Raw genomic sequence first — 23,383 nt, 5'->3', positions numbered from 1 at the left:
CGATTCGGCAAGGGAGGCGAGCCGGTCGTCAGTGAGCTCTTCACGCCTCGATTCGGTGCTCGAGACTCACGTGCCCGCCTCACGACCATTGCCTCGCCCTCGCCGCCGACCGTAATTTTCTGACGGTGTTTTTGGCGCCGGCCGGTTGGCGTCCTCCCGACGCACCCACTGCGCGAGGCTGCCGGCCTTGCTCCTGGAGGCTGGGGCGGCGGACTCCCGGCTATCCCGCCAGTGCTGCGAGTTCGCCCAGGACCCGGGCCGCTGGTGCCGGGTGGACCAGCCACTTCAGGTGGCTGCCCTCAAGGGTGCGGACGTCGGTACGGGTTGTCCGGCGTCAGCACGTTGCCCTCGCGGATCAGGCGGTCCTGTATGGCGAGCGGCAGGCTCGTGTCGCCGGCCAAGCGGACGTAGGTCTTCGGGATGCGGCCCCAGGTCTCGGCCTGTGCCCGGTCGGCGGAGGTACCGGCGTCCAGGTTCTCGTCGGGCTGGAAGGTGTTCAGGAAGGTCAGGAACTCCTCGTCGGTGCCGTCGGCGAGGAAGGCCGCCTTGAAGGCCGCGAGGGCGTCCGGGTTCGCGGTGCGGAAGTTGACGCGCAGCAGGCCGAGTTCGGCCGGGTTCCCGGCCAGCGCCAGCCCCAGGGAAGCGGCGTCAACCGTGGCCATCTCCGGCTCGGCGTAGTAGTCGTTCACGTCGAGATCGACAGGGCACCAAGCCGAGACGTAGACGATGCGGTCGATCAGATCCGGCCGTACGTTGGCTGCCGCGGTGGCCGTCATGCCGCCGCGGCTGTGGGAGACGAGGATCACCGGCCCGTTCTGCTTGGCCCTTTCGAGGATTCCGATCAGGTGCGCGGCATTGTCGGCGAGCGTGACGCCCTTGATCGAGCCGGGTGCAGTGGCGAGGCCTTCGAGATCTTGTGGCGCCTGGTAGGCGCGCGTGTAGGTCGCCTCGAAACCGTGGCCGGGCAGGTCGACGGCGACCGAACGGTGCCCGAGGAGGCCGAGTTCGGCCTGGAGCGGCGCGAAGGAGAAGGAGTTCGAAAAGGCTCCGTGAACCAGTACGAACGTCGGTTGCATCTGTCTACTCACTTTCTGACGTCCTGCGGCATCGGCGGCACGCGCGTCGCATCCGGACGCTGCCTTCGAAGGAGCCATGGCCAAACGCCCCGACAGCCGCACCCGCGAGCTTCCCCACGCCACCCCCGGCACACGGGCACCCCGTGCCACTCGGATTTTGGTGGCACAAACCTAAGATCACCACGGTTCGATGGCGATAATCAAGGTTCGACGACACAGGGCATACCGCTTCGCCGAGCCGGCGAGGAAACCCCTCGCCGCAGCGCACGCATCCGTGCATGAGTTCGCGCCCGCGGGGCACCAGGACCAACGGTCCCCCCCCGGCCCGGACGGAGCCCCCGCCGTCTGAGGCCAAAACGGCCCCGCGAACCCACTCCCCCCGGGTTCGCGGGGCCACTTCCCCACGAAGGACCTGACGGCAACTGGGCCTGTTCCTCCCGAACACGCCCGGCGGCATGTTGTGGAGCCGGCTCTACGCAGGCATCACCGAACTGGCCGTGGACGGCTTCTAGCAGGGCTTGGTCAGGTTCGGTCTCTGGTGGCCTGTCCGGACGAGCGGCTGTGCCGTTGGTCGGAACCAGCCCGTGGGATCCGGCGCATGTGCGGGCCCGGCCGGTCCGGAAGGCGGAAGTGGCGATCCGGCCGAGTGCGCTGGTCTTCGATGACACCGGGTTCCTCAAGGACGGCAACAGCTCGGGGTGCGTGTCCCGGCAGTACACCCGCGCCCCGGGCGAGGTCACCGACTGCCGGGTGGGGTTTCACTGCACCTGGCGTCCGGTCATGTCCCGACGGCGGTCAACTGGCGGCTGTTCCTGCCCGGGACCTGGGACCCCACCTCGCCGAAGGCGGACTTGGGCAAGACTGTCCGCCGCACCGCCTGCGGCATCCCCGGGCCCGGCGTCCTCGACGTCGGCTGTGGTGGACGAGCCGGGCTCGGGGTGCGGGTCTCGCCCGCACCCCGTTCGCACAGGTGCAGGACGTTGACGCCGAAGTCGTTGGCAATGCCGGTCAGTCCGCCGGCGTAGCCCTGGCCCACCACGCGGAACTTCCCCTCCGTGCCGTTGCGATAGAGGTCGCCGAAGATCATGGCGGTCTCGGAGACGGCGTCCTCGCTCAGGCCGCAGTGGGCGGGTTCGGTGCCACCGTGCTGGTTGACGACGCGGACGAAGGCGGTGCGGGCCTGTCCGAAACTGTGGCCGGGATGCGGATCCCGGCTGCCCGGTGTCACGGCGAAGCAGGACGCGAGCGCGGTGGCCGGCGCCGTCACCCTCGTCGTGGGTGCGGACTTCAACGGCATCCGCTGACGCTGACCGACTGGCACGGGGAACGCCGGTGGGCCTGCGGCTGAGTGCCACAGGCCCACCGTGTCCTTCACACCCCGTGGGGGGTGTCAGCGCCGGGACTTGACGCGTTCGGGGGGCGGCAGCTCCTCCGGCGGCGGGAGCGACCTGGCTCAGCGATTCGATCCAGTCGATGCCCGTGGAGTCCGCGACACCCGGGGCAGCCGCGATCGCGGCGCCCACGAAGGCCGCGGCGGTACCGACGAGGATCGTCCACAGGACGCCGATGTGCTGCCGGCCCGGGAGGAAGAGCCGTCCCGGCACGCCGATGACGATGCCGGTCCGGATGACGGCGCGGGCCTCGGCCGGCTTCTTCTTCGCCTGTACGTGGTGATCGGGGGCCGCCTCGGCTCAGAGCGCGTGCCGGGCACCGAGACGTACAGCGGCGCCGTACCGCGATGGCACGCCGCCCTCGAGGCGGCGGAGCATCTCCTCCTCGCCGTCGCCTCCACCGCCGAGGTGCTGCTGCGGGCAGCCGCCCTCGCCGACCGCCCCAAGGGCTTCTTCCGCGCTCCCTGCCGGGGTTGCGATCGATTCACCGGAGGAAGCGCGGAGCCGGAGAAGGAACGGGAGTGCCCGTGCCCGGGCGGCAGCCCTGGGCGGACGGCCCGGCAGAGGCCCTGCGGCGGCTCGCCGCAGCCCACAGGCCCCTGGACAGCATGGAGACCGGCCCGGCGGCTCGTCCCGGCGGCGCGGGCGGAGGGTGTGAGACTCAGGAGGCGCGGGAACGGCTCAGATGTGGACCCGTCCGGCATTGGGATTTACTATCTCTTTACCATGGGGTTGGGGACACTGGCCCCAGCAGTTTCGTCGGACCGATGCAGAGAAGGAGTGAGCGACCCGTCATGGGTGAGCCTCCCAGTACGAACCGTGCCACCGCCTGCGCGCACCATCTGAGCCAGGAAGCGGGGGTGGCACGGTGACCGAAGTGCTCCTGCTGCTTCTCGCCCTTGCCCTCACCCTCGCCTGTGCGCTGTTCGTCGCGGCCGAGTTCTCGCTGACCACCGTCGAACGCGGCGAGCTGGAGCGGGCCGCCGAGGCGGAAGAGCGGGGCGCCGAGAGCGCGCTCAAGGCGGTCCGCAAGCTGACGTTCCAGCTGTCCGGCGCCCAGCTCGGCATCACCGTCACCTCACTGGTGATCGGCATGCTCGCCGAGCCGTCGCTCGCGGCCCTGCTGCGCGGTCCGCTCGAAGCCATGGGGCTCGGCGCGGCCGCGTCGTCGGTGGCCACGGTCCTGGGCGTCGTGGTCTCCACCGTCGTGCTGATGGTCGTCGGCGAGCTGGTGCCCAAGAACTGGGCGATCTCCCGTCCGCTGGCCGTCGCCAAGGTGGTGGCCGGCCCGCAGCGCGGTTTCACCGCCGCCTTCGGACCCTTCATCCACCACCTGAACAGCACCGCGAACCGGTTCGTACGACGCTTCGGCCTGGAGCCTGCCGAGGAGCTGGCCTCCGTCCGCACCCCGGCCGAGCTGGCCTCGCTGGCCCGGCACTCGGCCGCCGAGGGCGCGATCGAGGCCGACTCCGCCGAGCTGTTCGTACGCACGCTGCACCTGAGTGAGCTGACCGCCCAGAACGTCATGACCCCGCGCGTCGACGTGCGCGCGCTGGAGGCCCACGCCACCGCGGCCGACGCGGCGAATCTGACGTACGCCACCGGGCTCTCCCGCTTTCCGGTCTACCGCGACGGCCTGGACGAGGTCATCGGCACCGTCCACATCCGCGACGTACTCGCCCTCGACCCCGACAAGCGACCGGTCACGCCGGTCACCGAGCTGGCGACGCCGCCGCTGCTGGTCCCCGACTCCCTGCCCGCCGACCGCCTGCTGGAGCGGATGCGTGCGCACCGCACGATGGCGGTGGTCGTCGACGAGTACGGCGGCACGGCCGGCGTCGCGACCGTGGAGGACATCGTCGAGGAAGTCGTCGGCGAGGTCCGCGACGAGCACGACCCGGCCGAGGTCCCCGACCTGCTGCCCGCCCCGCCCACCGCGGACGGCCGCGCCGGCTGGGAGGCCGACGGCGGCGTACGGATCGACGAACTCGCCCGCATCGGCCTGACCGCCCCCGAGGGGCCGTACGAGACCGTGGCCGGACTGATCGCCACCCGTCTCGCGCGCATCCCCGTCGAGGGCGACACGGTCGTCATCGACGGCTGGCGGCTGGACGTCCTCGACGTCGAGCACCACCGGGCGGACCGCGTGCACATCACCGAACCCGAATCCGTGGCCGTCCCGCAGCAGGGTGCCAAGGAGATGGCCCGATGACCGTCCTCCAGCTGGCCATCGGCGCCCTGACGCTGTTGACCAACGCCTTCTTCGTCGGCGCCGAGTTCTCCCTGGTCTCCGTACGCCGCAGCCAGATCGAGCCGCAGGCCCGCGCGGGCCACAAGCGCGCCCGCCTCACCCTGTGGGGGTTGCAGCACATCTCCGCGATGATGGCCACGGCCCAGCTCGGCATCACCGTCTCCTCGCTGGTCCTGGGCGCGGTCGCCGAGCCCGCGATCGCCCACCTGCTGGAGCCCGGCTTCGAAGCGGCCCACGTCCCGCACGGTCTGGTCCACCCGATCGCCTTCGTGATCGCGCTGACCCTGGCGACGTATCTGCACATGCTGATCGGCGAGATGGTGCCCAAGAACATCGCGCTCGCCGCCCCGGTGAAGACCGCGCTGCTGCTCGGACCGCCGCTGGTCGCCCTCACCCGCGCCCTGCGGCCGGTCATCTTCTCCATCAACGCCTTCGCCAACACCCTGCTGAAGCTGCTGAGGGTCGAACCGAGGGACGAGGTCGCGTCCGTCTTCACCGACGACGAGCTCGCCCGTATGGTCCGCGACTCCAGCGACGCCGGCCTGCTCTCCGAGGCGGACAGCGAGCGGCTGCGCGACGCACTGGAGCTGGGCACACGGCCGGTCGGCGAGATCTTCGTCCCCGCGCCGAGGATGATCACCGTCGACCACACGATCACCCCGGCCCAGCTGGAGCGCACCGCCGCTGCGGCCGGGTTCTCCCGCTTCCCCGTCACCGGTCCCACCGGCGCCGTCCTGGGCTACCTCCACATCAAGGACACCCTGGGCATCGTCGACCGGGACAAGCCCTTCCCCCGCACGGCCCTGCACGCGGTGACCCGCGTCAGGATCGACACGCCGCTGGACGACACCCTCACCGCGCTGCGGGCCGCCGGCAGCCACCTCGCGGCGGTCACCGGAGACAAGGGCACGGTCCTCGGCTTCGTCACCATGGAAGACGTACTGGAAGAACTGGTCGGCCCGGCCGCCTGACGGGCCGCGCGACCCGTCACAGATCCACTGATACTCGGGCCGGGGGACTCCGGTCCCCACCGACCCTTAGTCCTCGTCCACACCCTTTGAAGGAGCACGTCTTGTCCGCCAGTCCGACGGACCCCGACGGTCCGGGGCCCAGTCCCCGGGGTGTCCGATGAACGCCGTACTCGGCCTGCTGGCCGTCCTCGTCCTGACGGCAGGCACCGGATACTTCGTCGCGCAGGAATTCGCGTACGTCGCCGCCGACCGGCTTGCGCTCGCCCGTGAGGCCGAAGCGGGTGACAAACGCGCGGCGCGCGCCGTGAAGGTACTCGAACGGCTCTCCTTCATGCTCTCGGGCGCCCAGCTGGGCATCACCGTGACCGGCCTGGTCGTCGGCTTCCTCGCCGAACCGTCCGTCTCCGCGCTGCTGCGGCCCGCGCTGACCGGCACCGGCCTCCCCGAGGGCGCGGTCTCCGCCGTCTCGGTGACGCTCGCCTTCGTGATGGCCACCGTCGTGCAGATGGTGCTGGGTGAGCTGGCCCCCAAGAACCTCGCGCTGGCCGTTCCCGAGCGGCTCGCCAAATCGCTGTCGGCCTCCACCCTGGCGTACCTCAAGGTCGTCGGCCCGGTAGTCCACCTCTTCGACGCCGCGGCCAACAAGCTGCTGCGCAGGGTCGGCATCGAGCCGGTCGAGGAGCTGCACCACGGCGCGACCCTGGAGGAGCTCAGCCATCTGATCGGCGAGTCCCACGAACAGGGCCAGCTGCCCCGCGCCAACGCCGAGCTCCTGGACCACGCCCTGGAATTCTCCGAGCGCACCCTGGACGAGGTCATGGTGCCGAGCGTCGATGTCGCGTACGTACGCGCCGGCGCGCCCGCGACCGAAGTCGTGCGGCTGATCGCCAAGCACGGCCACTCCAACTACCCGGTCACGGGCGAGCGCCACGACGACATCAAGGGCGTCATCGGCGTACGCGAACTGATGCGGCTGCCGGCCGCCCGCTTCGAGCGCATCACCGCCGGTGAGCTGGCCCGGCGCCCGCTGCTGCTGCCCGACACGCTGCCGCTGCCCGGCGCCGTCGAGCAGATGCAGGAGCACAAGCAGGAATTCGCGGTCGTCCTGGACGAGCACGGCGGCTTCGCCGGGATCGTCACCTTCGAGGACATCGCCGAGGAGCTGGTCGGCGAGATCACCGACGAGTCCGACCAGGTGGTCGAGATCGCGGCCGCCGACGGAAACGGGTGGCTGGTCGACGCCGGCCGCCGCCTGGACGAGATCGCCGAAGCCACCGGCATCGAACTCCCCGAAGAAGAGGACTACGACACCGCCGCCGGCCTGATCGTGGACCGGCTCGGCCGCTTCCCGGCCATCGGAGACCGCCTCACCGTCGGCACCGTCCTCATCGAGGTCCGCACCCTCGACCGCCACGTCCCCGACCGCATCCGTCTGGAGCGCCTGCCGGACACCACCCCGGACGCGGATGCGCATGCCGCTCCGGCCGATGAGGAGCCGACGACCCGATGAGCTTCCCCTGGCCCTCTTCATCACCCTCCTCCTGCTGATCGGCAGCGGTTTCTTCGTCGCGGCCGAATTCGCCCTGGTCGCCGCCAAGCGCCACCGCATGGAACGCGCCGCCGCCCAGGGCCGGCGCGGCGCCAAGTCGGCTCTCGCGGGGATGCGCGAGCTGTCCCTGATGCTCGCCGGCGCCCAGCTCGGCATCACCATCTGCACCCTGGGCCTGGGCTCGATCTCCAAGCCCGCCATCTCCCACGAGCTCGACCCGCTCCTGGAGAAGCTCGGCCTGCCCAGCGGGCTGAGCTACGGGATCGCCTTCGCCGTAGCCATGACCGTGGTCGTCTTTCTGCACATGGTGCTGGGTGAGATGGCGCCCAAGTCCTGGGCCATCGCCCACCCCGAGCGCTCCGCCATGCTGCTCACCCCGCCGTTCCGGGCCCTGATCCGTCTCGTACGCCCGCTGATCTGGATGCTCAACAAGGTCAGCAACGCGCTCGTACGGCTGTGCCGCGTCACCCCGCGCGACGAACTCGCCTCCGTACACAACCGCGAGCAGCTCACCCACCTCGTCGAGGAGTCCGAGCGCCTCGGCCTGATCAGTGAGACCGACTCCGGCCTGATCACCCGCTCCCTGAGCGAACCGCAGGCCCCGGTGGCGCGACTCCAGGTACCCGCCGCACAGATCAGTTACGTCGAAGCCGACGCCGGCACCGAAACGATCCTGGCCACCGCGACCGCGGCCAACCACACCCGGCTGCTCGTAAGAGACGGCGAAACAGTCCTCGGCTCGGTGCACGCCCGCGATGCCCTGGTCGCCCGTGCCCAGGGCAGGACCCCGACGGCCCGTGAACTGGCCCGCCCCGTTCCGGAACTGGCCCCGAGCCACACCGTCGCCCACGCGGTCGAGCAGCTACAGCACCGCAGGGCTTCACTCGCCGTCGTGCGTGACACGGAGGGCCGGCTGACCGGATTGATCAGCCTCGACGACCTCATCGTCCGACTGATGGGAGCACCGACGCGCGTGCCGTAACCGGTCCGGTGGCGGGGAAGCCCGGGGTTCGTGCCCCGGGCTTCCCCGTCGAGCGTGTGGTGAGGATTCGCCCCGCCCTCGGACCCGACAACGCTACGGGGCAGTACAGCCAGCGGCAGTACCCGTGTGCGCTGATCATGATCTGGGCGGTCTGCTTCGAGGTAGTGCCGAGTTCCTTCATCGTCTTCTTCGCCCGGTCGGCGAGCGCCACGCCCTGGGCGGCGCAGAAGGCGTTGCCGTGGATGAGCAGCGCTTCGTCACTGATGCTCGTCATGTCGGGATAGTTGTCCCGGATGGTCTTGAGATAGAGCTCGGCCAGAACGCCCGTCAACCGGCGCGGCCCGGCGGGGCCCTCGGAGGAGCCCGCCGGAGTGCCTTCCCGGGAGGCTTCCGAGGGCGCGTCGGCAGCAGATGCCGAGGGGGCCGGGACGCGGGAGCGGTTGTCGCCGGAGTCGTCGCACGCCGAGGTGCCGAGGAAGGCCAGCGTCAGGCACAGGGCGAGCACGGGCAGGCGCTTGTGCATGAACCTTCTGGTCGAGGGGGAAGCGGCGCTCATTCTCACCCGTGGCCGGGGCGTACGACGAACGTATTCCTCGCCGCGCTCGCCGTGGCCCAGTGCGGCAGGGTCGGCCCCGCAGACTCTCCGCCACGGGGCGCACGGTGTCCAGCGTCTGCCCGGACGCCGTGCGGCGAGCGCTGTGGAGCGGCCTCCCCGGCCCGCGCGGACGAGTGTCGTCGGCGTCGCCCCGGAAGACGACGTGCATGTGGCCGGGGAGCCGGCGCCTGTTGCCGTGCACGCAGTCTTCGGGCCGACCGGGTGCCGGCGTCCGGCCGCTGGGCGTTCCTCAGCCCCGGGCCCGGACTTCCTGTCAGAAGGTGCCGGCCTGCGACAACCAGGAGGGCATCCGGGCCATCTCCTGCTCGCGGCGCCTGCCGGAGACGCCCAGTGATCCGTCGAGCACGTGCTCAGGCCCCAGGCAGACGAGCTCCAGTACATCGAGGGTCGATTCACGTCACCCACGACACACTTTCAGACTCTCTTCGGTGTCGGAACGCAAAGCCGACCCTGCAAATGATTTTGCAGGGTTATTGTGTTTCTTGGTCGAACGTTGACCAAGCTTTGGCGTGTTCTAGAAGCTGCCAACTGCCTGGAAGGGGGCCCCGAGGTGCGACGTCTTGGACCGTGTTGCCGATTCCCGCAGCCGTCCTGGCCGGTCGCCAAATTTTCGTGCCCGTCACATCCTTTGCGCCTGCATACACAACCCGTCATGCTTTGGCCAAGGTTCGGGCTGGAGTCAAGCCCTCCGAGAAGGCGCTGCGCGACGGGAGCGTCACCTGTCGGGACACCGGCCACCCCGGGGACCCGAGCAGTCCCCGGCGCACCGGCATCGCACCACCGCAGCCTCCGCACCCGACCACCCGCACCTGAGGCGGAAGGTCCCGAAGCCGGGCGAGCCGGGGCGACACCCCGCGCCGCACACCACCGCACGTCGATACCCCCGACAGCCCACTTTCCGGCGGTACTTCAGATGCTCCGCAGCTGAGCAGCAGAGCAGAGCCCCCACCTGTCCTGTAGTCCGACGCGCCCCCACGGCGCGCCAGGAGGAGTCACCACACATGCAACCCCTCATCGACAACGCCCGCACGTTCGGGCAGCGCCCTGAGAAGTTCGCCGGCCTCGCCCAAGGCCAGACGCCAGAAGTCCTGTTCATCACCTGCGCCGACTCCCGGGTGGTCCCGGCCCTGATCACCGGCGCCCGCCCCGGCCAGCTCTTCGAGCTGCGCACCGCGGGCAACATCGTCCCGCCGTACGCCTCCGAGCACCCCACCAGCGAGGCGGCCACCATCGAGTACGCCGTCGAGGTGCTCGGCGTCCAGCACATCGTGGTCTGCGGTCACTCCCACTGCGGCGCCGTCGGCGCGCTGGTGCGCGGCGACGACCTGAGCGCCGTACCCGCCGTGCGTGACTGGCTCACGCACGCCGCCGACGAACCCAAGTGCTCCGACCCCGCCGACCCGACGGTCGCCGAGGCCGTGCAGAACCACGTCCTGACACAGCTGCTGCGGCTGCGCTCCTACCCGTGCGTCGAGCAGCGCCTGCAGGCGGACCGACTCCAGCTGCACGGCTGGTACTACGAGGTGCATACCGGGGCCGTACACGCACACCGTGCGGAGTCCGACACGTTCGAGGCGCTGTGAAGGGACTGACCGCGATGTCGAAGTTCCCTCACCTGCGGCAGGACTTCGCCGCCTCCATCGTCGTCTTCCTGGTCGCCGTGCCGCTGTGCGTCGGCGTGGCGGTCGCCTCCGGAGTCCCCGCGGAGCTGGGCCTGGTCACCGGCATCGTGGGCGGCCTGGTCACCGGCTTCCTGCCCGGCAGCAGTCTTCAGGTTTCGGGGCCGGCCGCGGGCCTGACCGTCCTGGTCTTCGAAGCGGTCAGCGAGTTCGGAGTAGCCACGCTCGGCGTGATCGTACTGATGGCCGGACTGCTCCAGCTCGCCATGGGCTTCCTCCGGATCGGCCGCTGGTTCCGGGCGATATCCGTCTCCGTCGTCGAAGGCATGCTCTGCGGCATCGGCCTGGTGATCATCGCAGGGCAGATCTACGCGGCGGCAGGCATGAAAGCCCCGGAGACCGGCATCGGCAAGATCGTCGGCCTGCCCGGGGTGTTCGCCGACGCGCTCGGCAGCACCGAGGCGCTCGCCTCGCTCGCGATCGGCGCGGGCACCATCGCCGTCATCGTGCTGTGGAAGAAGACGCCGAAGAAGGCGCAGGCCGTGCCCGGCGCCCTCACTGCGGTATTACTGGCCACGGTCACCTCGCTGGCCTTCGGCCTGCCGGTCGCCACCGTCGAGGTGGAGGGGCTGCTCGGCGTCATCCAGCCGCCCGGCCTCGACGCCTTCGGTGAGCTCGCCGGCCCTGCCATCTGGGGCACGATCATCGCGTTCGCGCTGATCGCCTCCGCCGAGTCGCTGTTCAGTGCGGCCGCGGTGGACCGGCTGCACGACGGTCCGCGCACCCAGTACGACAAGGAGATGATCGCCCAGGGCGGGGGCAACGCGGTGTGCGGTCTGCTCGGCGCGCTGCCGATGACCGCGGTGATCGTGCGCAGCTCCGCCAACGTCAGCGCGGGCGCGAAGACCAAGGCGTCGCGTGTGCTGCACGGCGTGTGGCTGCTGCTGTTCGCCGCCGCGCTGCCCTCCGTGCTGGCACTGATCCCGCTGCCCGCACTCGCGGGCATCCTGGTGCACGCGGGCTGGAAGCTGATCCCGTTCCGTCAGATCGCCGGGCTGTGGCGGGATCACAAGGGGGAGGTGTTGATTTTGGTGGTCACGGCCGTGTCGATCGTCGCCGTGAACATGTTCGAGGGCATGCTCATCGGTCTGGCCCTGGCGGTGATCAAGACCGCCTGGGAGGCGTCGCACCTGAAGACAGAGGTCATAGACAAGGGCGCCGGGCCGATCCAGGTGTACCTGTCGGGCAACGCGACGTTCCTGCGGCTGCCGAAAATACTCGACAGCCTGGAGGCCCTTCCGCAGGACCGGCCGATCGAGGTGGACCTGTCCGGACTGCACCACCTCGACCACGCCTGCCGCACAGCCCTGGAGAACTGGGCCGAGCGGCACAGCGCACCCGACACCGAACCGGTGAGGGTCACGACCGCGGAACCGGTGAGGGCCACGACGCCGTGAGGGTCTCGCCGTAGGGACCTCGTCGTAGGGATTGCCGCCCCGACGCATGCTCGCCCCGGCCCACCGGCCGAACGGCTCGTGCTTGAGCGAGTGGAGACCTCACCGAGCCGGCCGACGCCGTGGAACCGGGCGTGACCGAGCTGTCGGCCAACGTCGTACGGTACGCCCCGAACCGCCCGTTGCATGCTGCTGCGGCAGGCGGACGGCAGCCCACGACCTCCGGTTGTGGCCGGCAAGGTGTGTGACGACACCGAAGGCGGGCGGGGGCTGGTGCTGCTGCGCGCGGTGGACAAGTGGGGCGTGCAGCCCGGCCCTGGGGGCGGCAGGACGGTGTGGTTCGAGTGCAAGGGCGGTGCAGAGCGCCCCGAAGGGGCATCCCCCGCGCCGGGAGCGGGGGATGCCCGGTGATCACACCGCTGCGGTGTGTCCGGTGATCGGGCAGGCGCCGGTCGCTGCCGCCGCACCGAAGGCGGCGGTCCTGGCGGTGGGCGCCGTCCCGCCGATCTGCTGGAGGATCTCGTCGGAGAGCAGGTCTTCCTTGCCCTTGAGGGCGTCGGCGACCTTGAGGTCGGTGTTGAAGACCATCTCGGCGGCGACGTTGTCCTGGACGATGCGTGCCAGGTTGTCCAGGGCCACGGCAATCGAGTCCGAAGGGGTCTCCACGGTCGGCAGGTCGATCAGATGGGTGTCCACCTTCGCCTGGTTCATGGTGCGGCGGATGATGATGGACGCCTGGTTCAGCTCGGCCGTGGTCCAGATCGACAGCACCGTGACGTAGAGGTCGCTCCACGCCTTCTCGCCGATCAGCGTGCGCCACCGCTTCATGAGTCCTTCGATGCCGGTGATCTGCGCGGTGGCGGCGAAGGTCATGTTGACGCGGATGGACGGGTAGACGGTGGCGGCGAACTGGTTGAACGACACCATGTCGAACGACTTGGCCGCGACGGAGGCGTCGATGAACTTGACGCCCTCGCCGAGGATCTTGTCGCAGGAACTCTCGAGGTCGAGAGGGAGGTTCGCGGTGGGGAGCTTGGTTCGTGCCGCCTGCAGCGTGGTCCTGAAGTCGTTCAGCGGGGTGATCCAGCCGATGTCGCCCGGTGCCTTGGTGACGACCATGGCCAGGTCGTGCGGGTCGATGCGGTCCGCGTTGGGGATGTTGGGGACCTGCTCGCTGAGATAGGCGGCGATCACCGAGTAGATCCCCAGGGGAACGTGGGCGATCGACTTGGCCAGTTCGAAGTACGCCGGGACCGGGTCGACGGTCTCGACCTGTATACCGCCGTTGATGAGAGTGAAGCGTCCGCCGACCGCGTTGTTCGAGACGACGACGACTGGACTGAGCTGCGTCTTCAGTTCGCTCTTGAGGGTGGCGTAGTTCGCGCGCATTTTCGCGTTGACGGCGCGTATCGCGTCGCGTGCCGCTTTCTCGTCGGTCGCGGTGGTCCCCGCGGTCGCCGCCGAGGCGGTGGAGGCCGACTGGCCAGTGAAGAGCGTTGCCGCCCCGACGGCCGACGCGGTACCCAGAAATCCTCTACGTGTTGCCATGCCCCGTCTTCTGCTTTCTGTGGTGAATGAAAGTGCTCTTGGGTGATGTGGGGGGAACGGCGTGGGGGGAGATCAAGGTGGGGGGACTTCGGAGTGGGGGTCAGGGGTGGGGGTCAGGTGGTCTCAGGTCAGGGACTTCTGTGACGGGACCACGACTCCGTAGAGGTCCTGGACCGTGGCGAGCGCGGCTTGATGGACCTGCTGGGCGGGGACGCCGTCCGGGTCGCCCTTCAGCGGCAGCGGCCGGGTCGCGGAGGCATCGGCCACCACGGTCGGCTTGTTGCCGTTGAGGAACGCGCCCTGGGTCGTGAACAGGGTGCACATGTTCGTCATGAACCCGGCGATGATGACGTTCTCGTTCCCGGCCTTCTTGACCTTCTCGGCGAGATCGGTGTCGTGGAAGCCGTTCGGGACGCTCTTCTCGACGACGGGCTCGTCCTTGGCCGGCTTGAGTGCCGGGATGATCCGGCCCGCCTTCGACTTCAGGTCGTAGCCCTTGTCGACGATGTGGATGACCGGCGTACCCGCCTTACGGGCCCGCTTCAGCAGGGCTTCGGCGTTGTCCACCGCCGGCTTCCACCCGTCGAGTTCCATCACACCCTCGGTGTAGGTGTTCTGGTAGTCGACGAGGATGAGCGTCGCGTCGGAGAGCGTGGCCGGGGTCTCGTCGAAGCCGTTGAGCTTCCGCAGCGTCGTCGTGTCCTTCGCGACGTTCTTCCCGGCGGTGGCAGGGGCGGAGGCCGACGGTTCGTCCTTGGAGGCGGCGGCCTCGGAACTCCCGCCGCACGCGGTGACGGTGGCCGAGAGGACGGCGGCGGTGGCGAGGGCGACGGCCGGGCGGAACAGCTTCATCAGGAGATCTCCTTCTGGGACGGAACGACGACCCCGTACAGGTCGGCGATGGTGGCGAGGGCGCTGTAGTGCACCTGGCGGGCGTCCAGTTCGGTGCCCGCGACCGGCAGCGCGCGGGTGGCGCTGGCATCGGCCACGACGGTGGGGCGGTTGCCGCGCAGGAAGGCGCCCTGGGCGGTGAACGCCACGCACATGTGCGTCATGAAGCCGGCGATGACGAGGTCGCTGTTGCCCGCGGCGTCGACGTGCTCGTCCAGGTCCGTGTCGACGAAGGCGTTCGGCACCTTCTTGACGACGACGGGCTCACCGTCGACCGGCGCGACACTCGGGTGGATCTGGCCGATCTCGGCCCGGATGTCGTACGGGGTGCCCTCGCCGCCGTCGTTGATGACGTGAATGACCTTCGTGCCCTCCTGGCGGGCCCGTGCCAGCAGTTGGGCGGTGGCGTCGAGCGCGGCCTGCCAGCCGTCCAGTTCCATGACACCGGTCGTGTAGGTGTTCTGGTAGTCGATGAGGATCAGGGTGGAGTTGGCGAGCTTCGCCGGGGTGTCGTCGAAGCCGTTGAGCTGACGCAGTGTCGTTCTGGGCATGGGGAACCGCCTGGATTCGCGTGTCGAGGGGAGCAGTTCACCGGTGCGGTGTCCTGTGCCCATGACGCTATGGCTCACCACCGGGCGTCGGCAATGTCAACTAACATGCAGATACCGACATGGCTGTTGCTGAACGCGGGGGGTCAATTGAGCACCGTCGGACGACTGATCGTCATCGTCCTCTTCGAAGGCGTCGACCTGCTCGACGTGACCGGGCCACCGGAGGTGTTCTCCCTCGCACGGCGCGAGACGGACGAAGCGGCGGCCTACGACGTGGTCCTCGCCGCCGAGACCATGGACCCGGTCACCACCGGCGCCGGGGTCCGGGTCCTGCCCGACGTCACCTTCGACAAGCTGTCCGAACCGTCCGCGAAGGGCATCGACACGCTGATCGTTCCGGGCGCGGTCGAGGTGGACGATCAGCGCCGCGTGCACCCGCTCACCGACCCCGCCGTGGTGGAGCGGGTGAAACAACTCGCCGGCCGGACCCGGAGGGTCACATCTGTCTGCGTCGGAGCGCACATCCTCGCGGCCGCCGGACTCCTCGACGGCAAGCGCGCCACCACCCACTGGTCGACGGCGCGGCAACTCGCCGCGGACCACCCGGCCGTCGAGGTCGACGCCGACCCCATCTTCATCCGCGAAGGCGATGTCTGGACCGGCGCCGGGATCAGCGCCTGCCTCGACCTCTCACTCGCCCTCATCGCCGACGACCTGGGTGAGGCCGTCGCGCTGCGCGTCGCCCGGCAACTCGTGATGTACCTGAAGCGGCCGAGCGGGCAGAGTCAGTTCAGCGTTCCCTTGGAGCAGGTCGCCACGACGCGCCGCATCGAGGATCTCCGCCACCACATCATGCGTAACATCACTGAACCCCTCACGGTCGCGGACCTCGCCGCATGCGCCCACGTCAGCGACCGGCAGCTCACCCGGATCTTCAAGACCGAGCTCGGCATGACCCCGCACGCCTACATCGAGTCGGCCCGCGTCGAAGTGGCGCGTCACCAGCTCGAATCCACCGACGTCACCCTGGAACGGGTCGCCTCCGCCTGCGGGTTCGGCACCGTCGACACCCTGGTCAGGGCCTTCCGCCGCAGACTCGACACGACACCGACCGAGTACCGGCGCCGCTTCCGGACACGGACGGCAACGGCCGCAAGCGGCATCGAGGCTCGATGAAGCCCCTGCTCCGGCTCCGGCCTTGAGGCCGGCAGGCGCCTGCCGGCCCTCCCGGTCGCGGAGCGCCCCGATGCGGCGGGCGAGTGGGGACGGCTGTGCGCAGGAACAGGTGGGTGTGGTTCTGCCTCCTTTGCGGAGGGTGCACCCTGCCGCAGGGCGCGAAGCAGCCGAACTCGGGAGACAGCTGTCCGCATGAGGCAGGCGGAACTATGAGGATCTGCCCAGGTCTGCCCACGCGTACACGGTTGTGATCAGCGGTGCATGGTGGGGTGCTGGGCCGGACCGTTCCCGTCCGATCCGGACGACCGGCTTGAATGAAATTAATTTGTCAGAGGAGTTGACGAAATACTTGGCGTCTCCCTAACTTCATGGCGTCGTACTTCACGCGTCGTATATGAGACGCGATACGCGATCCGGGAGGCGTAGATGACGTCCGTGCCCACGCTCTGTACAGCGCTCCGCCTCGCCGCGGTGGGAGCCCTGTTGGTCGGCGGCGGCACCGGCGCCACCGCCTCCGCCGAGACCCGTGACATCAGCCGCGAGACGCTCGCGCCCAACGACGGCTGGGCGGCTGCGCAGGGTGGCACCAGCGGGGGCGCTGCGGCCGACGAGGACCATGTGTTCACCGTGCGCAACCGGGCGGAGCTGGTCCGTGCCCTGGACGGCGGCAGCAGCACCCCGAAGATCATCAAAGTCGTCGGGGCCGTCGACGCCAACACCGACGCCGAGGGCCGCCGCCTGGACTGCACCGACTACGCCACCGGCGGCTACGACCTGAAGGAGTACCTGGCCGCTTACGACCCGCGCACCTGGGGCTCCGCCAAGCCGGCCGGTCCGCAGGAGGAGGCCCGGAAGGCGTCGGCCGCGCGGCAGGCCGAGCGGGTGGAGCTCCCGGTCGGCTCCAACACCACGATCGTCGGACTCGGTTCCGGCGCCGTACTCAAGGGAGCCAGCCTGCAGATCGAAAACGCGGCCAACGTCATCGTGCGCAACCTCGAACTGCGTGACGCCTTCGACTGCTTCCCCGTCTGGCAGCCCAACACCGGGGGCCTCGGCGACTGGAAGGCCGCGTACGACACCATCTGGCTGCGCGGCGCCTCCCATGTGTGGATCGACCACATCACCGCCAGCGACAAGGGCCACCCCGATGAGGACGAGCCGACGTACTTCGGACGCAACTACCTGCGCCACGACGGCCTGTTGGACATTACCCAGGGATCGGACCTGGTGACCGTCTCCTGGAGCCGGTTCGCCGACCACGACAAGGCCATGCTGATCGGCAACAGCGACTCCGCGGCCGGTGACCGCGGCAGACTGCGCGTCACCCTGCACCACAACGAGTTCCAAGGCGTCGTACAGCGCGCCCCGCGCGTCCGCTACGGCCAAGTGCATCTGTACAACAACCGGTACGTCGTTCCGGCCGACGCCCACGACTACCGGTACTCGATCGGAGTCTCCACCGAGTCGGCGATCCACGCAGAGAACAACTCCTTCACCACGCCGGGCCACGTCGAGGCGGCGGATCTGGTGAAGAGCTGGAACGGTACCGCCCTGCACCAGAGCGGGACTTCCTTCAACGGCTTCCCGGTCGACCTGCTGGCGATCCACAACGCCTACAACTCCGGCAGCGAACGCGACCTGACCGGCGACGTCGGCTGGAAGCCCTCCCTGCACGGCCCAGTCGACAGCGCGGTGCGAGCGGACCGCGACGTGGCGCGGGGGGCGGGAGCGGGCCGCGTCCGATAAGCACCACCCCCAACCATGGGGCCGGCATCGGGCACGGCGGCGAGGCGGCCTCGGGCCCCGGCGCCGAACTACGCCTCGAAGACCAGGCAAAGAACGTCTGTCCTCACTCTCCCGAGCTGGAGACCGCCTCCGCCCGGCCCCACGCACGCACCACCCCGGGCAGGCCGTCTCCAGGAACGGCCTGCCCGGCGGGCGCCCGGAGCCGGTGGCTGCGCGGCCGGGCTGTCGTCGGAGGTTTCGGGGGCGTGCTTGAGCGCCGTCCGCACCTCCACCGCCTTGTCCTTGTCCGCCGTGGCCCAGTAGGGGTGCGTGGTGACCGTGGCACTCAGTTCCAGCAACAAGGCCTGCGGCTGCTCGGCCTCGGCGCGTTGGGCCTCGGCTCCGTCGACCTCGGCAGCGTCGGGATGAACTCCTCGCAGGCGGCGCGAGCCTGATGCGGCACTGGTTACGCCTCGCGCAGGTCCTGCGGGGTGTCGAACGCCGGGGCTGGTTTCTTGAACACGTCGAAATGGCGCAAAGGTTCGAGTTCCGGGTGCGGGGGCATACCGTACGGCTTACACGAAGGGCCCGGGATCATCCGTGGTGAGGGGGCAGGATGATTATCTGTGGTGGGGGAGCAGGATGGGGGGATGCATAGTGGTTCTCTGGGTGATGCGGCCGGGCGTCTGGTCAAAGGGCTGTGGCGCCGGGTGCTGTCCGCGCTGAAAGAACGGATCGGAACTCGGTTACGCCCGGCAGAAGGAGTTTCTCGCGCCGTACGCGGCGGAGTCGGCCCGGACCCGCAGCGAGGAACGCCGCCCGGCCACGACCATCGATGTGCAGCGCCTCCCGTGCGAGGGGTTCTCCCTCCTGCTCGACACCGAACAAGCACGTGCTGCTCTGCGGGAGCGCCACAGCGCCCGGCAGCGGAAGAGGAACGACACCTGCTTCGCTCCGGTCGGCGCGGATACCGGGACCGGCCCTGGGCCCGGTGCAGGGTGGTGTCATGGGCGGTGCTCCGATCGTTGGGCACCGGTCGTCCGCGTCGGGCAGCCGGTCGGCGCGCCCGGCCCGGGCACGGGGATGAATGATTCCCAGCGGGTGGAACACGGGCGGTCGCCCCGTACGAGCGGGCTACGGCGTGACATGCCGTAGCGGCCTGGGGGAGGAGTGAGGGCCCTGGTGTGCAGGTCCCTCACAACGCGGGTCCGCGGGGACGGATATGTACTCGCGTCAGCGGAACGAAGACCGCAGGCCGTCACGGTCACTGCCCGCACCGAAAACCTCGCGCGCGTCACGGAGCAGACAGCCGGACGCGCGCACAGGGAAATGGCTCAGACCGGTGGCAAAGCGGGGAGAGAACCAGCAGTTCTCTCCCCGGCTGCCGTGCGACCGCCTGCACTCGGGCCTACCTACCTGTCATCGGCTGGTGAGGAGTCTGTCCAGGCAAAAGCCGCGAGGAGAACAGCCACCGTCCGGCACTCAGTGATGTCCCGGCGAGCCGCTCGCCAGGCAGAGGGTGCCTGTGCAGGCTCTCCTTCCACCAGTGTTGTGACCTCAGAAGCTCGTTGCTGAGGGGCCATCGGGTCGGTGTCGGCATGAGCGGCCTTCGACCCGCGAGGTCCACTCCGCGCGCTGCTGTCGGAACGGCCGCGTCTCCCGGTGGCGGGGGCATGCACACGATTCCCAGCCGACAACCCTCTATATCTGTCTCAATCACTGCACTTTTGCTTATGTGGCTCAGGAAGATATTCTTTCCTGCGGAATGCCGGTCAGGTGGTGTGTCTGGCGTGGAGACGAGCCCGCTGGCGCGTGCGCAGAAGCGGGTTCCCAGGTGATGAAGGTGGAAACGTGAGCAAGACGACGGGACCCACGACTCGCGTCCTGGTGCTGCCCGGCAGGGACGGCACGCGCGTCATCGTCTGTGAGGGGGAGTTCGACATGGACTCCCAGGCAGTTCTGCGCCAGGCGCTGGAAACGGCGCATAGCGACGGCGTCACGCGGACCGTTGTCGACCTTGCCGGTGTCTCCTTCGCCGACTCCTCCATGCTCAACACCCTGATCCAAGCCCACCACCGCCAGCACCTGGTCCTCGCAGGCCCTCTCGCCCCGCAGGTGACCAGACTCCTGGAAGTCAGCGGCACCTACGCGCTCTTCACCGTCGCCGCCGACACGACCAGCGCCACCGAACCTGTCGCACAGCTTTCGTAAGCCGGACTCATGAGCGGTTTTGTGGGCTTCTGGCCAGCCGCATGGCAGATCGGCCAACTGGGTCGGCTGCCGCTCGTCGGCATACTCCCGGTGTCGTCGGCATGGCTTGCGGAGTGGCTGCGGCAGAACGTCATCCGGATCGCCGAATCAGCTCTGGGCCGTTTCCTACGAGGAGGCCGACCTCCAGAACACCCCCTGGGACACCATGATCGACGGAGTTCGGGTCTGCTGAGAGGCTGCCCAGAGATGGACACTTCTCCTGGGGGCGGTTTCGAGACGCTGGCCTCGAAACCGCCCTTTCCGCTGCGACACACTTCTCGTCGTCCGCCGGACGTGCTCCTCAGGGCGTAACCGCGTAACCGCGTAACTGATCGCTGTTCGAAGGCGGTCGAGCTGACCAGTACTCCAGCCGCAGGTCGTGATCACGCTGGCAGGGGCCGGTGCGAAGAGGGCTGCGCACACGGGCTGATCGACCGGGAGTTTTACCCGCCGCGCTTCTGGATCGGGGGCGGGGCGCGATGCCGTGCGGCGGCGGTGCCGGAGAACACCGGCTTCGCCGCCAAACCCCAGTCGGCCACGGCAGTGGAAAGGACGCCCATATCCGAAGCCGTGGTCTCCCCGGTCCGTCTCGGGTGGCTGCCGATCAGTGCCCTCGGCATCCTGGCACTCGCCCTCGGCACCCTGCAGTCAGTGGTGGAGCCCGCGCTGCCGCTGCTGCAACGTGGGCTGGGGGCGGTCCGGCACTGTGGACGCACTCGGCCCCGGGGACGCGGTCGACGCCGTACGAGAGCCCTTCCCGTCGTCGGCGACGGCGATGGTCACGCGATCGCGGTTCCAGGCGGGGCGCACTTGGGCGTTACCGGTACCGGCGTGTTCGGCGCACTGGACAGACCACCTTGTGAGGCCCGCTTCGGGGCGTCGGCCATGTTCGGTTCCGTGCTCACGGGCTCCCTTCCGCGGAGCGGTCGTGCCGTACATCCCCGGCGGCCGCGGGATTGGGCACAGCCGGCCCCAACGGTGCCGGCGCCGGTTGCACGAGGGCGTCTGCCGAAGAGGGAGGCACAGGAAGCACGCCAGGCATCTGCAGCAGGCCGCGCAACGGGGAGCGGTAGAGGACCACGAGGGGGACGACGAGCAGGCAGGTGCCGACGATCAGGGTGGGGCGCACCCCGATCCAGGTGCCGAGTCCGCCGGCGAGCAGCGCGGCCACCGGCCGCGCACCGGAGGTGAGCCAGGTGCTCACGGCCTGCATGCGGGCTTGCATGCCGTCGGCGGTGATGACCTGCCGAATGGAGCGCTGGGTCGTTCCCACGGCAGCGGCGCAGGCCAGCTGAAGGAACAGGGCAGCCCCGATGGCGAACTGCCAGGCGAGGCCCGGGGAGGCGAGCAGCAGAGGGATCTGGGTGAGCGGGGTGATCGCGAGAGCGACGAGCATCAGCGGCCCGGGCCCGTACCGCTCCGCGAGTACCGGGGCGGCCAGAGCCCCGGCCGCCGCGCCCAGGGCTCCGAGTCCCAGGACCACGCCTAAGGCGGTCGCGCTCATCGCGAGGGACCGGAGCAGGTACAGCGTCCACAGGGTGTTGAGCAGTGCCAGGGCGGCCGACGTCGTGGCGTTGACCAGGGTCAGCGTGCGCAGCCGGTGGTCGCGGTGCACGTACCGCAGGCCCTCACCGATCTCGGTGTGCAGCCGACGGCCCCTGGAATTCGCCAGCGCCCGGGGGCCCTCGGGTGCCTGGATGCGGGCGGTGCACCAGGCGCTGATGAGGTAGGAGACGACATCGCCGAGGAGTGCCCGGGCCGGTCCGAGGAGCGCGGTCAGGGCGGCGCCGAGGTTGCTGCCCGCGGTGGCGGCGACGGCGAAGAGCCCGCCGATGCGGCTGTTGCTCCGGTGGATCAGCGACCGGTCGACCAGGCTGGGCAGGAGACTGAGCGCGGCGGCATCGTGCAGCACGCCCGCCGCGCCCTGCACCGCCGCGACCACCATCAGCTGGGCCAGGGACAGCTTGTCCAGTACGGCCGCCACCGGCACGCTGGCCAGCGTGCCGGCGCTGATCAGATCACCGATGATCATCTGCTTCCGCTTGGAGTGGCGATCGGCGAGCGCCCCGGCGTGCAAGGCCAGGAGAGCGGGCGGCAGTTGGCCCAGGAATGACAACCAGGCGACCTCGGCGGCGGTGGCGTCCAGTTCGAGTACCGCCAGCACGGGGATGACCATGGAGCTGATCGAGCTGCCGGTCACGCTGGCTGCCTGACCAGTCATGTAGCGCCGGAAGTCATGGTGCCGCCACAACGACGCGGGCGCGGTGGGGGAGTCAGGACAGGCAGTCACGGAGCACCCCCTCGGCCTCCTCCAGGCGGTCGGTGAGCACGCCGATGGCAGCGTGCCGGGTCCGCCCGTACCTCTCCGGCTCCGGGGTGACCGCGGCCGGATTGTCGACGGGGTCGGACAACGGGTAGACCGAACAGGCCATGTAGCCGGCCGCTCCCCGGGGTACGGACAGCAGGTCCTCCACCGGCAGCCCGGGGTTCGCCTCGCGGTAGGCCGCGATCGCCTCGGCCAGATCCGCAGGCCAGTCCGGGCCGGCCGGCACCGTGCGCGGATCGAGGACGATCCGGCCCGGCTCCCACGCAGCGCTGCGGTGACGGGGCGGCCGGAAGTCGGTCGGGCCCGCCACCCCCTGCTCGCGCAGCAGCACGTCGGGCGAGGCCAGGTCCCCGTGCACCGTCTGAGCCGTCAACGTCGGGGGCAGGGCCTTGAATATGGCCGCCACCTGGGGCAACGCGCCGGAACGCTGCTCGACGGCCTGGCCCGCCCGCCCGGCGAACTCCCCGCGGGTGGTCCCGTTCGCGTAGCGCGTGAGCAGCTTCTCCAGATGCTGTCCCGCCCGCGCGACGTCGCAGACCTCTCGTACGGGAATCTGCCCCGGCGGCCCGGCCGGATGGCGGGCCAGGACCCGGTGCAGACATCCCACTGCCTCTCCGGCCGCCGCCCACCGGTCGCCGTGCAGGCTGCCTTCAGCGGTCTGCGCGCCATCGACGCACTCCATGACGGACACCGCCGTCCCGCCCGCAGTCACGATGAGATCGTTCGCCGACGACCGCTGTACCGCTGGCACCGGGACCCCGCCGATGCGAGCGAACTCGCCCGACTCCAGCGCCTCCGGCTCGGCCGGCAGATCCGCTCCCGCTGGACAGGACTTGATGAACCGTCGGCGGCCATCGCTGTCCTCGGCCAGGTAGTTGCGGGTCGCTGCTCCCCTCTGGCCGTCGACGACCGAGGTGGGGACGATCCGGTAGAGGAGCGGCAAGATGTCTGTCACGACCATCACGTCGGACTCTGCGCTCATCGCGACGCTCCCGGCGGCACCGGGT

The 23,383-nt window shown here is 69.7% G+C and carries 16 protein-coding genes and 3 pseudogenes; 10 read left to right on the top strand and 9 right to left on the bottom strand.

The window, feature by feature from the left end; translation table 11 throughout:
* Positions 1 to 220 precede the first annotated feature (220 nt).
* Positions 221 to 1,076, bottom strand: a pseudogene (locus tag BN1555_RS00955) (alpha/beta fold hydrolase).
* Positions 1,077 to 1,637: 561 nt separating this feature from the next.
* On the opposite strand from BN1555_RS00955, the gene BN1555_RS39895 reads away from it, so the two are divergent.
* Complete coding sequence (locus BN1555_RS39895; protein ID WP_369689023.1) at positions 1,638 to 2,060, top strand: transposase; 423 nt, start codon at positions 1,638 to 1,640, stop codon at positions 2,058 to 2,060.
* On the opposite strand, the pseudogene BN1555_RS39890 reads toward BN1555_RS39895, so the two are convergent.
* A pseudogene (locus tag BN1555_RS39890) lies at positions 2,053 to 2,268 on the bottom strand (TerD family protein); the annotation flags it as partial. The gene BN1555_RS39895 and the pseudogene BN1555_RS39890 overlap by 8 nt on opposite strands.
* Before the next feature lie 226 nt (positions 2,269 to 2,494).
* Positions 2,495 to 2,704 (bottom strand): annotated as a pseudogene (locus tag BN1555_RS39885) (GlsB/YeaQ/YmgE family stress response membrane protein); the annotation flags it as partial.
* Positions 2,705 to 3,335: 631 nt separating this feature from the next.
* Between BN1555_RS39885 and BN1555_RS00935 the strand changes: the two are divergent.
* The 4 genes from BN1555_RS00935 (at position 3,336) to BN1555_RS00920 (ending at position 8,220) form a co-directional block, all read left to right on the top strand.
* A complete protein-coding gene (locus BN1555_RS00935) occupies positions 3,336 to 4,679 on the top strand; it encodes a hemolysin family protein (RefSeq protein ID WP_093797012.1) in 1,344 nt (447 codons plus the stop codon).
* Positions 4,676 to 5,689, top strand: coding sequence for a hemolysin family protein (locus BN1555_RS00930; protein WP_093797010.1), 1,014 nt, complete (start codon positions 4,676 to 4,678; stop codon positions 5,687 to 5,689). The genes BN1555_RS00935 and BN1555_RS00930 overlap by 4 nt, the downstream gene beginning before the upstream one ends.
* Before the next feature lie 157 nt (positions 5,690 to 5,846).
* Positions 5,847 to 7,199 (top strand): hemolysin family protein, encoded by a 1,353-nt coding sequence (locus tag BN1555_RS00925; protein WP_093797008.1) that lies wholly within the window; start codon positions 5,847 to 5,849, stop codon positions 7,197 to 7,199.
* Positions 7,177 to 8,220, top strand: a complete 1,044-nt coding sequence (locus BN1555_RS00920) for a hemolysin family protein (protein WP_093803078.1) — start codon at positions 7,177 to 7,179, stop codon at positions 8,218 to 8,220. The genes BN1555_RS00925 and BN1555_RS00920 overlap by 23 nt, the downstream gene beginning before the upstream one ends.
* On the opposite strand, the gene BN1555_RS00915 is transcribed toward BN1555_RS00920, so the two are convergent.
* Positions 8,180 to 8,743 (bottom strand): hypothetical protein, encoded by a 564-nt coding sequence (locus BN1555_RS00915; protein ID WP_093797006.1) that lies wholly within the window; start codon positions 8,741 to 8,743, stop codon positions 8,180 to 8,182. The two genes, BN1555_RS00920 and BN1555_RS00915, sit on opposite strands and share 41 nt — an antisense overlap.
* 1,094 nt (positions 8,744 to 9,837) lie before the next feature.
* Here BN1555_RS00915 and BN1555_RS00910 point away from each other — a divergent pair.
* Positions 9,838 to 10,419: a carbonic anhydrase gene (locus tag BN1555_RS00910; RefSeq protein WP_093797004.1), complete on the top strand. Its 582-nt coding sequence runs from the start codon at positions 9,838 to 9,840 to the stop codon at positions 10,417 to 10,419.
* Between the two features lie 14 nt (positions 10,420 to 10,433).
* Positions 10,434 to 11,912 (top strand): SulP family inorganic anion transporter, encoded by a 1,479-nt coding sequence (locus tag BN1555_RS00905; RefSeq protein WP_093803077.1) that lies wholly within the window; start codon positions 10,434 to 10,436, stop codon positions 11,910 to 11,912.
* A gap of 408 nt (positions 11,913 to 12,320) precedes the next feature.
* Here the strand turns inward: BN1555_RS00905 and BN1555_RS00895 are convergent, their stop codons facing one another.
* The 3 genes from BN1555_RS00895 to BN1555_RS00885 form a co-directional block, all read right to left on the bottom strand.
* On the bottom strand, positions 12,321 to 13,457 hold the full coding sequence (locus tag BN1555_RS00895) for a hypothetical protein (protein ID WP_093797002.1): 1,137 nt from the start codon (positions 13,455 to 13,457) through the stop codon (positions 12,321 to 12,323).
* Between the two features lie 123 nt (positions 13,458 to 13,580).
* On the bottom strand, positions 13,581 to 14,309 hold the full coding sequence (locus BN1555_RS00890) for a cysteine hydrolase family protein (RefSeq protein ID WP_093797000.1): 729 nt from the start codon (positions 14,307 to 14,309) through the stop codon (positions 13,581 to 13,583).
* Positions 14,309 to 14,899 carry a cysteine hydrolase family protein gene (locus tag BN1555_RS00885; RefSeq protein ID WP_093803076.1) on the bottom strand — a complete coding sequence of 197 codons (591 nt, stop codon included), beginning with the start codon at positions 14,897 to 14,899 and terminating at the stop codon, positions 14,309 to 14,311. Before BN1555_RS00885 ends, BN1555_RS00890 begins: the two co-directional genes overlap by 1 nt.
* Before the next feature lie 147 nt (positions 14,900 to 15,046).
* Here BN1555_RS00885 and BN1555_RS00880 point away from each other — a divergent pair, with 147 nt between their 5' ends.
* The 3 genes from BN1555_RS00880 (at position 15,047) to BN1555_RS00865 (ending at position 20,011) form a co-directional block, all read left to right on the top strand.
* Positions 15,047 to 16,075, top strand: a complete 1,029-nt coding sequence (locus tag BN1555_RS00880) for a GlxA family transcriptional regulator (protein WP_093796998.1) — start codon at positions 15,047 to 15,049, stop codon at positions 16,073 to 16,075.
* 426 nt (positions 16,076 to 16,501) lie between these two features.
* Positions 16,502 to 17,821 (top strand): pectate lyase family protein, encoded by a 1,320-nt coding sequence (locus tag BN1555_RS00875; protein ID WP_093796996.1) that lies wholly within the window; start codon positions 16,502 to 16,504, stop codon positions 17,819 to 17,821.
* 1,830 nt (positions 17,822 to 19,651) lie between these two features.
* Positions 19,652 to 20,011, top strand: coding sequence for an STAS domain-containing protein (locus BN1555_RS00865; RefSeq protein WP_255305810.1), 360 nt, complete (start codon positions 19,652 to 19,654; stop codon positions 20,009 to 20,011).
* A 940-nt stretch (positions 20,012 to 20,951) separates the two neighbouring features.
* Here BN1555_RS00865 and BN1555_RS00855 read toward each other — a convergent pair.
* Together BN1555_RS00855 and BN1555_RS00850 are read right to left on the bottom strand one after the other, a co-directional pair.
* Entirely contained in the window at positions 20,952 to 22,340 is a 1,389-nt protein-coding gene (locus tag BN1555_RS00855; protein ID WP_255305809.1) for an MFS transporter, read from the bottom strand.
* A complete protein-coding gene (locus tag BN1555_RS00850) occupies positions 22,324 to 23,358 on the bottom strand; it encodes a phosphotransferase enzyme family protein (RefSeq protein WP_093796990.1) in 1,035 nt (344 codons plus the stop codon). Before BN1555_RS00850 ends, BN1555_RS00855 begins: the two co-directional genes overlap by 17 nt.
* Positions 23,359 to 23,383 lie beyond the last annotated feature (25 nt).

This window comes from Streptomyces sp. Wb2n-11 (genome assembly GCF_001049855.1).
GTDB lineage: Bacteria > Actinomycetota > Actinomycetes > Streptomycetales > Streptomycetaceae > Streptomyces > Streptomyces altiplanensis.
The sequence above is the reverse complement of the archived record's forward strand: the minus strand, read 5'-3'. Positions and strand labels throughout refer to the sequence as shown.